General features: G+C 20.1%; 7 protein-coding genes. All 7 read right to left on the bottom strand.

Annotated features, from left to right (window positions below; genetic code table 11):
• Nucleotides 1-9 precede the first annotated feature (9 nt).
• On the bottom strand, nucleotides 10-2,676 hold the full coding sequence (gene aceE, locus GJT92_RS01030; RefSeq protein ID WP_168919652.1) for a pyruvate dehydrogenase (acetyl-transferring), homodimeric type: 2,667 nt from the start codon (nucleotides 2,674-2,676) through the stop codon (nucleotides 10-12).
• Nucleotides 2,677-2,819: 143 nt separating this feature from the next.
• Complete coding sequence (gene parE, locus GJT92_RS01025; RefSeq protein ID WP_168919651.1) at nucleotides 2,820-4,736, bottom strand: DNA topoisomerase IV subunit B; 1,917 nt, start codon at nucleotides 4,734-4,736, stop codon at nucleotides 2,820-2,822.
• Between the two features lie 301 nt (nucleotides 4,737-5,037).
• The gene (locus tag GJT92_RS02280; RefSeq protein ID WP_168919650.1) at nucleotides 5,038-5,133 is read right to left on the bottom strand and encodes a cytochrome bd oxidase small subunit, CydX/CbdX family; all 96 of its coding nucleotides are present in this window, start codon (nucleotides 5,131-5,133) and stop codon (nucleotides 5,038-5,040) included.
• A gap of 29 nt (nucleotides 5,134-5,162) precedes the next feature.
• Complete coding sequence (cydB, locus tag GJT92_RS01015; RefSeq protein WP_168919649.1) at nucleotides 5,163-6,284, bottom strand: cytochrome d ubiquinol oxidase subunit II; 1,122 nt, start codon at nucleotides 6,282-6,284, stop codon at nucleotides 5,163-5,165.
• 16 nt (nucleotides 6,285-6,300) lie between these two features.
• The gene (locus GJT92_RS01010; protein ID WP_168919648.1) at nucleotides 6,301-7,875 is read right to left on the bottom strand and encodes a cytochrome ubiquinol oxidase subunit I; all 1,575 of its coding nucleotides are present in this window, start codon (nucleotides 7,873-7,875) and stop codon (nucleotides 6,301-6,303) included.
• Between the two features lie 140 nt (nucleotides 7,876-8,015).
• The gene (gene sucB, locus GJT92_RS01005) at nucleotides 8,016-9,200 is read right to left on the bottom strand and encodes a dihydrolipoyllysine-residue succinyltransferase (protein ID WP_168919647.1); all 1,185 of its coding nucleotides are present in this window, start codon (nucleotides 9,198-9,200) and stop codon (nucleotides 8,016-8,018) included.
• Nucleotides 9,201-9,228: 28 nt separating this feature from the next.
• Nucleotides 9,229-11,925 carry a 2-oxoglutarate dehydrogenase E1 component gene (locus GJT92_RS01000; protein WP_168919646.1) on the bottom strand — a complete coding sequence of 899 codons (2,697 nt, stop codon included), beginning with the start codon at nucleotides 11,923-11,925 and terminating at the stop codon, nucleotides 9,229-9,231.
• Nucleotides 11,926-12,323 lie beyond the last annotated feature (398 nt).

Below are 12,323 nucleotides of genomic sequence, written 5' to 3'. Positions count from 1 at the left end.
ATTCCTTTTTTATGAAGTTCTAGGATTATTTTTATTTATATTAATTTTATTTTTTTTTATAAAATGTGTAATTTTTTTTAAACTAATTAAATTTAAATCTAACAATATGTTTAATATAGCAAGAACTATATATAATTCATTAATTTCAAAAAAATCACGTAAATTTTTACGACTATCAGAACGACCAAAACCATCAGTTCCTAAAACAAAATAATTATTTGTTGGTATATATTTACGAATTTGTTCAGCGAAAAGTTTTATATAATCTGTTGCTGCTACTGTTGGATAATTTTTCATTATACTTGTAATATATGGAATACGACGTTTTTCAAAAGGATGTAATAAATTCCAATGATCACAATCTTGTCCTTCTCTATTAATTTCTGTAAAAGAAGTAACACTAAAAATATCTGAATTAATATTATATTCTTGATACAATATTTCTCCTGCTTTTATTATATTATTTAATATAGATCCTGACCCTAATAATTGAATATGAGTTATATTTTTATTATTTTTAATAGAAAATATTTTATATATACCTTTACAAATACCGTATTTAAATTTTGATTTCATAGCTGGCATATTATAATTTTCATTCATAGTTGTTATATAATAATATATATTTTCTTGTTGTTTCCCGTACATTCTTTTTAAACCATCATTTATAATAACAGCTAATTCATATGCATATGTAGGATCATATGAAATACAATTTGGAATTATTAAAGATTGAATATGACTATGACCATCTTCATGTTGTAATCCTTCTCCATTTAATGTAGTACGCCCTGAAGTTGCTCCAATTAAAAAACCTCTTGCTTGCTGATCTCCAGCAGCCCAACATAAATCACCAATTCTTTGAAAACCAAAAATAGAATAATAAATATAAAATGGAATCATAGGAAAATTATTAGTAGAATAAGAAGTTGCAGCAGCTAACCATGATGCAAAAGCTCCTGATTCATTAATACCTTCTTGTAAAATTTGTCCTTTAACATCTTCTTTATAATATGAAAATATTTCTTTATCTTGGGGAGTATATTGTAATCCATTTGAATTATATATTCCTATTTTTCTAAATAATCCTTCCATTCCAAATGTACGTCCTTCATCAGCTATTATTGGGACTATTCTATTGGAAATATTTTTATTTCTAAGTAAAATATTTAATATACGTATAAATGAAATAGTTGTAGATATATTATATTGATTTTTAAATAATGGATTAAAAGCAGAAAATTTAGGTAATATTATTTTTTCAGTAAAATTAATTCTTCTAAAAGGAATATATCCACCTAAATTTTTTCGTTGATTATGTAAATAATGATATTCTAAAGAATGTTTATTAAAAGAAATATAAGGTAAATTATATAATTTTTTATCATCTATAGGTATATTTAAATTATCTCTTATATATTTAATTTCATTTAAATCAATTTTTTTAATTTGATGTGCTATATTTTTACTTTCTGCTGTTTTTCCTAAACCAAAACCTTTTATAGTATGAAATAATATTACTATAGGTTTATTTTTAATTTCGTAAGCTTTTTTAAAAGCTGCATAAATTTTTTGAGAATCATGACCACCATAATTTAATTTTTCTATTTCATTATCAGTTAAATTTTTAACAAGATTAAATGTTTCTTTATATTTACCAAAAAAATTTTTTCTAATATAATTTCCATTTTTAGAATTAAGATTTTGAAAATCTCCATCTAACGTTTGATTCATTAATTGAATTAATTTTCCAGTTTTATCTTTAAATAGTAAATTTTCCCATTTTTTTCCCCAAATAACTTTAATAACTTCCCATCCTGATCCTTGAAAAATATTTTCTAATTCATTAATAATTTTCCCATTACCATATACAGGTCCATCTAATCTTTGTAAATTACAATTAACTACAAAAATTAAATTATCTAAATTTTCTCTTGCTGCTATATTAATTACTCCTTTAGATTCTGGTTCATCCATTTCACCATCTCCTAAAAATGCAAAAACTTTTCTATTTGATGTTATTTGTAATTTTCTGTTTTCTAAATATTTAAGAAATTTAGCTTGATATATAGCAGATATTGGTCCTAAACCCATGGATACAGTAGGAAATTGCCAAAAATTAGGCATAAGTTTAGGATGTGGATATGATGATAAACCTTTATTAAAAACTTCTTGACGAAAATTATCCAAATGTTCAATGTCTATACGTCCTTCTAAAAAAGATCTAGCATATATTCCAGGTGTAATATGACCTTGAAAATAAATTATATCTCCGTTATTTTGTTTATTATATCCTTTAAAAAAATGATTAAAACAAACTTCATAAATATATGAAGATGATTGATAAGAAGAAATATGTCCTCCTAAATCTAAATTTTTTTTAGAAGCTCTTAAAATAATCATTATTGCATTCCATCTTATAAATGATCTTATTTTTTTTTCTAAAATTAAATTTCCAGGATATATGGGTTCTTCTTCTTTAGAAATAGAATTAATATAATTATTTTTATTTAAATTAAAAATAATTCCATTATTGTTTATATGTCTTATTATTTTTTTTAATAAAAATTTTGCTCTTTTAATTCCTTCTTCTTTTATAACAGAATCTATGGATTGTATCCAATCATTTGTTTCAATTGGATCCACGTCATGATCTGGTATATAACTATCTGACATGGTTATTATTCCTTATTTTAATAAAAATTAAATAATATATATTTTATTTTAATATTTATAAAATTTTACTTATTAAAATTTTTATACAAAAAATATATAAAAAATTACATAATTTTATTAATTAATATTTTTATTTAGATTTATTAAATATTTATTATTGTAGTAATATCACCTTTTTTTTGTAACCATTTACGACGATCTTCTGATCTTTTTTTTGCTAATAACATATCCATGATTGAAAATGTTTTATTTATTTCCGTTTTATTATTATTTATTATTAATTGTATTAAACGACGACTAATAGGATTAAAAGTAGTTTCTCTTAATTGAGTCGGATTCATTTCTCCTAATCCTTTAAATCTTTGTACATTTATTTGTTTTTTATTGTTTTTACAATAATATTTTTTTAAAATATTTTTTTTTTCATTTTCATCTAAAGCATAAAAAATTTTTTTCCCTAAATCTATACGATATAAGGGAGGCATAGCTACGTAAATATGTCCTTTTTTTACTAAAGGTAAAAAATGTTTTATAAATAAAGCACATAATAAAGTAGCAATATGAAGTCCATCTGAATCAGCATCTGCAAGAATACAAATTTTATTATATCTTAATTTTTTTAAATCTTCATTATTAGGATAAATACCTATTGCTAAAGAAATATCATGTATTTCTTGTGAAGATAAAATTTCTTCTGAATTTATTTCCCATGTATTTAAAATTTTACCTTTTAAAGGCATAACGGCTTGATAATTTTTATTTCTTGCCTGTTTTGCTGAACCACCAGCTGAATCTCCTTCAACTAAAAAAAGTTCAGTTTTTTTTGCATTATGTAAAATACAATCGGATAATTTTCCAGGTAATATTGAATTTACATTATAATTTTTTTTTTTTTTAAATTTTTTAGAAGCTCTAATACGTTTTTGAGCATTTAAAATAAACATATTTACTAAAATATGTGCTATTTTAATATTTTGATTTAACCATAAAATAAAAGAATCTCTTACTATGTTTGCAATAAATACAGTACATTGTCTAGTAGCTAGACGTTCTTTTGTTTGTCCTGTGAATTGAGGATCTTGAATTTTTATAGATAACACATAAGAACAATGATCCCAAATATCTTCTCCTAATATTTTAATATTTCTAGGTAACATATTATGAAAATTACAAAAATTACGTATTGCATCAAGTAATCCTAAACGTAATCCATTTACATGAGTACCACCGTGTGTTGTTGGAATTAAATTCACATAACTTTCGGTAAGAATATAATTATTGTCCGGTATCCAAAATAAAGCCCAATTAAGATGTTTTATATCACTTAAATATTCTCCCATAAAAGGAATATTTGGTATAGTAGTAAAATTTTTAACTGAACTAGTTAAATATTCAGATAAACCATTTTTATAATTCCAATAATAATTATCACCAGTATTTATATTTTTAAAATAAACTTTTAATCCAGGACATAAAACTGATTTTGCTTTTAATAAATTTATTAAATTAGAAACCAAAAAAGAATGATGTTCAAAAAAATATTCATTAGGCCAAAATTTAATTTTAGTACCAGTATTTTGATTACTTGTATTTTTTAAAATTTTTAAATTTTGTATTTTATATCCGTTTTCAAAAATTATGTTATAAATTTTATTATTACGGAATATACTTACTTCCATTCTTTTTGATAAAGCATTAACAACAGAAATACCTACACCATGTAATCCCCCAGAAAAATTATAATTTTTATTTGAAAATTTACCTCCTGCATGTAAACGACATAATATTAGTTCAATTGCAGAAATTCCCTCTTGAGTATGTATATCAATAGGCATACCTCTACCGTCATCAATAACTTCTAGTGATTGATCATTGTATAAAGTGACTAAAATATTTTTTGCATATCCAGCTAATGCTTCATCCACACTATTATCTATTACTTCTTGAGCTAAGTGATTAGGTCTTGTAAGATCAGTATACATACCTGGTCTTCTTTTAACGGGATCTAAACCTTCTAAAACTTCTATGGAATCAGCATTATATTGATCTAAATGATTCATTCTTTATTATTAAATTAAAGTACATGAAAATTTTATATTTTAGGTATAGAAAATATATTTTTAATAAAATAATTTTAATAATTATCTATTTTTATATTTAAAATCAATATAACATAACTCACTATATTATAGTGATATAATTATTAAAAATAAATAATAAATTATCATATCATATAAATTTTATTTATAAAATAAATAATTTTATTTATGTTATTATATAAATAATAAAAAATATTATCTGAAATAAGATATTATTAATTAATATCAGACAATATTTTAAAATTTATTTTATGAGAAATAATTATTTTTTATTTTTTTTGTTTTCTTTTTTTAAAGAAATTAAAATAGTAAAAATACATGAAAATAATATTCCTATTACCCATATTAAATACCACATTTATATAATCCATTTAAAGTTTATTATTTTTAATAAAAAGTATCAGACTTTTTTTCAATTTTTTCTTTACTAAGACGAAAAAACATTTTTTTATAACACCAAAAAGTATAAATTAAAACAATAGGCATAAAAATAATAACTATATATAACATTATATTTAATGTTAATTGACTAGATGTAGAATTCCAAATAGTAAGACTTTGATAAGGTTTTATACTAGAAGGAATAATAAAAGGAAACATTATTATACCTACAGTTGATACTATACTAATAGTAGTAAGTATAGAACAAATAAAAACTATTACAAATTTTTTATATATAGAAAATAAAATTGTTAATAATGGTAATATTATACTAAATAATGGTATTAAATATAAATATGTATGATTTTTAAAATTAGACATCCAAGCTTTTGATTCATAAATAATATTACTATTTTTAACATAAAAATTATTAATTTTATAACCTTTTATAAAAAGTAAAGTACTAATAAATGATATTATAAAAAACAAAATTAATAATATTGAAGATAATTTTAAAATTATACTTAATTTATGGTTAAGATTATAGTCTTTAATTCTTATTTGTAAATAAGATGAAGCTTGATTCAATATCATAATTATAATAGTTATACTAATTATAATACTAAATAAGGTAAATAATTTATAAAAATGTCCTTGAGAATAAATATTATAATATTTATCTATATAAAAAGGAATACCTTGTAATAAATTACCTAATGCTATGCCTATAATAGTAGGTGGTAAAAAACTTCCAATAGAAATACAAAAATCACAAATTTTTTCCCATTTTTTATTTTTAATTTTAGAACGGTATTCAAATCCTATGGGTCTAAGAAATAAAGAAAGTAATAATAGTAACATTGCTATATAGAAATAAGAAAACAGAGTAGCATATACAATAGGCCATGCTGCAAATATAGCACCTCCAGTTGTAATTAACCATACTTGATTTCCATCCCAATGGGGTGCTATAGTATTTATCATTATTCTACGATCAATATTATTTTTTCCTATTATAAACAATAAAATACCTACTCCCATATCTAAACCATCAGTAATCATAAATCCTGTAATTAATATACCAATTATTATAGACCAAATTACACATAAAAATTCGTAGTTTAACATGAATATAACCTAATAATTAATTTTTATTAATAAATTTTACTGAACGTTTTTTTTCAAAAAAATATTTTCCAGTATTTAAAATACTAGGTCCTATATTAGCAATTTTAAACATTAAATATAATTCTATTATCAATAAAATAGTATAAAAAATAAAAATCATTGTTATGGAAAATAATACTTCTATAAATTCTAAAGAAGATCCTGCCATAAAAGTGGGTAAAATTTCTTTAATAGCCCATGGTTGTCTTCCATATTCAGCTACAAACCAACCTAATTCAGATGCTATCCAAGGTAATGGTATTATGTATAAACATATTTTTAATAAATATTGTTTTTTTTCAAAATTATTTTTTATAACAGAAAAAATAAAAACTAATATAATTACAATTAATAAAATAATACTAGATAAAACCATAATACGAAAAGCAAAAAATAAAGGAATCACTAATGGTATTGATTTTTTAGCTATTTTTTGTATTTGATTATTATTTATATTATAAATATTTTTATAATATTGTTTAACTAAAAATCCATATCCTAAATATTTTTTGTATTTATTAAAAATTTTTATATTTTTAATTTCTAAACATCCATTTTTTATATTTTCAAGCGCTATTAAAGCTTTTAATCCATTTTTAATTTTTAATTCATTATTTTTAATTAAATTTTTTAAACCTAAAATTGGTTTTGTAAAAGATCTTGTAGCAATTATTCCTAAAATATATGGAATTTTTATAGTAAATTTATTTAATTGTTTTTTTTGATTAGGAAAACTTATAATATTAAAAGAAGCTGGAGGTTTTTGTGTTTCCCATTCAGCTTCAATAGCTGCTAATTTAGTTTTTTGTGTATATCCTATTTGATACCCTGATTCATCTCCTAGAATTATTACTGAAAAAATTGAAGCTAAACCAAAACTAGAAGCAATAATAATAGATTTTTTAGCAAATTTCATATCTCTTTTTTTTAAAAGATAATATGCACTAATACCAATTATAAATATACATCCTGTAGTATATCCAGCAGTTATAGTATGAACAAACTTAACTTGTGCTATTGGATTAAAAATTAAATTCCAAAAATTATTCATTTCCATTCTCATGTTTTGATAATTAAAGGAAGAAGCAATAGGATTTTGCATCCATCCATTAGCAATTAAAATCCAAAGTGCAGAAAGATTGGATCCTATAGCAACAAGCCATGTAACAATTACATGTTGTATTTTATTTAATCGTTCCCATCCTAAAAAAAATAAACCAACAAAGGTTGACTCTAGAAAAAAAGCTACTAAACCTTCTATAGCTAATGGAGCACCAAAAATATCTCCTACATAATGTGAATAATATGACCAATTAGTTCCAAATTGAAATTCCATAGTTAATCCTGTAACTATACCTAAAGCAAAATTAATACCAAATAATTTACCCCAAAATTGAGTCATGTCTTTATATATTTTATTTTTAGAAATAATATATATTGTTTCCATTATTGCTAATAAAAAAGAAAGCCCTAATGTTAATGGAACAAATATAAAATGATACATTGCTGTTAATGCAAATTGTAATCTTGATAAATCAACAACATTTAACATATTCATCCTTATATAATTTTTTATTTATATAGAATTATAATTTTTATATAAAATTTTTTATAAATTATAAATAATTATATTATTTTATTTAATAAATATATTTTTTTTATAAAAAATATTTAAATAAATAAAAAATGAATTTAAATTTGTAAAAACAAACGAATAGGATCTTCCAATAATCTTTTAATTAATATAAGAAAATTTATAGCATCTTTTCCATCAATTAAACGATGATCATAAGATAATGCTAAATACATCATAGGCATAATACAAATTTTATTATTTATAACAATAGGCCTATCTTTAATAGCATGTATTCCTAATATGGCACTTTGTGGAGGATTAATAATGGGAGTTGACATTAAAGATCCAAAAATTCCACCATTAGTAATGGTAAATGTACCACTTGATAAATCTTTAATAGATAATTGATTTTCATTACTTTGAATAACTAAATTCTTAATTTTTTTTTCAATATCTATTAATGATAATTTATCAGTATTATATATAATTGGTGCAATTAAACCTCTTTTTGTTGAAATAGCAATATTAATATTGTAAAAATTATTATAAATAATATTTTCTCCTTCAATAAATGCATTAATTTTTTTAAAAGATTGTAATGCTTGTGTAACAGCTTTTACATGAAAAGAAGTAAATCCTAATTTAATATTATAAACTTCATTAATTAAATGACTATAATCATTCTTAATATTAATTATTTTTTTCATGTTAACTTCATTAAAAGTAGTTAACATAACAGTATTATTTTTAGAATCCATTAATTTTTGAGAAATATATTTTCTTATTGGACTCATTCTTATTTTTTTAGTATTATTTTTATTTGAAAAATTTTGTTTATTTAATTCATTATTATTTAAATTTTCTGAATTTAAAATTGATTCACTATCTAAATTATTAATTTTATTTAATGAAATATTATTTTCTTTTATTTTTCTTCTTATAGAAGGACTTAAATTATTAAATTTATTAGATATTTTTTTTTCATTATTATGATTAAAATGATCATTAGATGATAAATTATTTGTTTTATTTTTCTTATTATTATTTGGCTCATTCAAAATATTTATTTTTATAATTCCAATAACTTGTTGTGACTGTACTTTTTCCCCTGTTTTTACTAAAATTTTTTCTAAAATTCCATTAATAGTTGCAGGTATTTCTAATACTACTTTATCTGTTTCTAATTCTAACAAAATATCATCAATTTTAATTATTTCTCCTGGTTTTTTATACCATTGAATTATAATTGCATTATTTACTGATTCTGGTAATTCAGGAACAATAATATTAATATTATTCATTTTTTCTCCTATAAATAAAATTTATATTTTATTCTGTATTAAAATTAAAAACAGAATATATTATTTTTTCTTGTTGATTTTTATGAATATAAAAATATCCTGTTGAAGGAGATGAAGATTTTTTTCTACCAATATAATTAATATTATAATTTAATTTATTTTTAAAGTAATCTTGGATATACATCCAAGCTCCTTGATTCATAGGTTCTTCTTGACACCAAAAATAATTTTTTATTTTAATATATTTAAAAATAATTTTTTTAAAATCTTTAATTGGAAATGGATATAATTGTTCAATTCTTATTAAAATAATATTCATATTTTTTATAGAATTTCTATATTTTAATAAATCGTAATATATTTTCCCACTACAAAAAACAATTTTTTTAATATTTTTAATATTAATATTTTTATTTATTTCATCAATTATTAGTTGAAAATAATTATTAAAATTTTTTAATTTAGAACATGCTAATGGATGTCTTAAGAGCGATTTTGGAGAAATAACAATAAGTGGTTTTTTTTTATAAGAAAATGCTTGTTGGCATAATAAATTATATATTTGAGATGCACTAGAAGGAATACAAACTCTAATGTTATTTTCTGCACATAATTGTAAATATCTTTCTATTCTTGATGAAGAATGTTCAGGTCCTTGACCTTCATATCCATGAGGTAAAAAAATTATTAAACTACTTTTATATCCCCATTTTTTTTCTCCAGAACTAATAAATTGATCTATAATAATTTGTGCTCCATTAGCAAAATCTCCAAATTGTGCTTCCCATATTACAATATTTGGGTTATTAATAGAATAACCATATTCAAAACCTAATACTGATTCTTCAGATAAAACAGAATTATAAATATAAAAATTTCCTTGATTTATAGCAAGATTTTTTAATGGTACATAAGAAAGTCCATTTTTTTGATCATATATAACTGCATGTCTATGAGAAAATGTTCCTCTTTTTATATCTTCTCCTGATAAACGACATGATATTCCTTGAATAAGAATATTTGCATATGCTAAATTTTCTGCTGTTCCCCAATCAATTTTTTTTTCTTCCTTACTCATACTAATTCTATCTAAATAAATTTTTTTAACTCTAGGATGTATATTAAATTTTTTAGGAAAAGTACTAATTTGAAAAAGTAATTTTTTTAACTTATCTATTTTTAAATTTTTATATATTTTTTTTACATATTTTTTTGGATAAAAAATATCTGTTTTAGTAAAAAAATTGCCTTCATTAAATAAAGTTTGATATTTTTTATATAAATTATGTTTTTCTTCAAAATTAATAATTTTATTAAATAATAATTTATTAAAATATAAATCTTGTATTGTTAAATGATTTTTAATTATGTTATACATTAATGGTTGAGTCATATATGGATCATCTATTTCATTATGACCATGTCTACGATATGAAACCAAATCTATAAAAACATCTTTATGAAAGATATTTCTATAATTAATAGCTATTCTTATAATAAAAATTACATCTTCTATTTTATCGGCATTTATATGAAAAACAGGACATTGAATCATTTTAGCTATATCAGTACAATAATAACTTGATCTAATATCATTTATATTAGAAGTAGTAAATCCTATTTGATTATTAATAATAATATGAATAACACCATTAATATTATATCCTCTAGTTTTTGATAAATTTAAAACTTCTTGTACTATTCCTTGACCACTAATAGCAGCATCTCCATGTATACTAATAGGTAATGTATTATTAGATTTATGATTTATTTTCGAAAAATCATTTTTAAATCTTACCATACCCATGGTAACACAATTAATAATTTCTAAATGAGAAGGATTAAATACTAATTCAAGTTTAACTTTTTCTTTTTTAATTTTAACTATAGAAGAATAACCTAAATGATATTTAACATCATCATTTTTATTTTTTTCTTCAAAAACAGTATTTGAAAATTCATTAATTATATCTTGAATTTTTTTACCCATTATATTAACTAAAAAATTTAATCTTCCTCTATGTGCCATACTAAAAATTATTTTTGTTGGTTTATTATTTAATTTATTTGAATAACGTATTATTTCTTTTACTAAAGGAATTAAAACATCACATCCTTCTAATGAAAATCTTTTTGCTCCTGGAAATTTTTTACCTATATTTTTTTCAAATACCTCAGTTGCAATTAATTCTTCTAAAAATATTTTTTTTTCTAAAAAATTAAAATTATTTTTAATTATTTCAATATTATTTTTTATCCAATATTTTTCATTTTTCGGTAAATATGTATATTCTATACCAATAGATTTACAATAAATTTTTTGAAAAAATTTATGTATATCTATTATTTTTTGATTATATAAAAAATTATTTAATGTAATTTTTTTTTGATAATCTTCTTGACTAATTTGATAATATTTTAATTGTAAATTATTACTTAATTTTTTTTTATTTAAAGATAAGGGATTAATATTTGCGTAATAGTGCCCTAAAACTCTAAAATTAGTTAATAATTTATTAATTTTTTCTATTAAAAATAAATTTTTATAGTAATTATTATTTTTTGATAAATTATTTTTTTTTAAAATTTTATTTTTTTTCTTAAATAATTTAAATATATTTATCCAATTTTTATTTATTGAATTAGGATTTATTAAAAATTTTTGATATAATTCTTCAATATAAAAAATATTATCATTTAAAATATTTTTTTGATAATTATTCATTTTGATCTCTTATTAAAAGATAATAATATTTATTATTAATAATAATAAAATAATTTATTTATATAAATAAAAAATAATAAAAATTCAATAAATATTACTTTATAATAAAAAATTAAAGATAATTATACTTATTTAGTTTAGAAAGAACAATGATAAAAAACATAAAGTTAATTTTTAAAAAATAAATAAATACAAAAATTTAATTTTTGACATCATAAATAAAATTTTATTATTTTTTAAATAAAAATTATTATATATTTATTAGCATTTATTATTTAATATTATAAATATAAAAATTTTTTGAAATATTTTTATAAATATTATTAAAATATTAATTTTATTAAAAATAATATAATTTATATTAGATATAATAAAATACATAAAACATTAATAATTAA

Origin of the sequence: Enterobacteriaceae endosymbiont of Donacia clavipes (assembly GCF_012570365.1) — a bacterium.
Taxonomy (GTDB): Bacteria; Pseudomonadota; Gammaproteobacteria; order Enterobacterales; family Enterobacteriaceae.
This window is presented reverse-complemented; position numbering and strand designations above follow the sequence as displayed.

Bases quoted from the DNA above. Each gene is read 5' to 3' on its own strand.
- aceE (WP_168919652.1), bottom strand. From the start codon at position 2,676: ATGTCAGATAGTTATATACCAGATCATGACGTGGATCCAATTGAAACA.
- parE (WP_168919651.1), bottom strand. From the start codon at position 4,736: ATGAATCATTTAGATCAATATAATGCTGATTCCATAGAAGTTTTAGAA.
- GJT92_RS02280 (WP_168919650.1), bottom strand. From the start codon at position 5,133: ATGTGGTATTTAATATGGGTAATAGGAATATTATTTTCATGTATTTTT.
- cydB (WP_168919649.1), bottom strand. From the start codon at position 6,284: ATGTTAAACTACGAATTTTTATGTGTAATTTGGTCTATAATAATTGGT.
- GJT92_RS01010 (WP_168919648.1), bottom strand. From the start codon at position 7,875: ATGTTAAATGTTGTTGATTTATCAAGATTACAATTTGCATTAACAGCA.
- sucB (WP_168919647.1), bottom strand. From the start codon at position 9,200: ATGAATAATATTAATATTATTGTTCCTGAATTACCAGAATCAGTAAAT.
- GJT92_RS01000 (WP_168919646.1), bottom strand. From the start codon at position 11,925: ATGAATAATTATCAAAAAAATATTTTAAATGATAATATTTTTTATATT.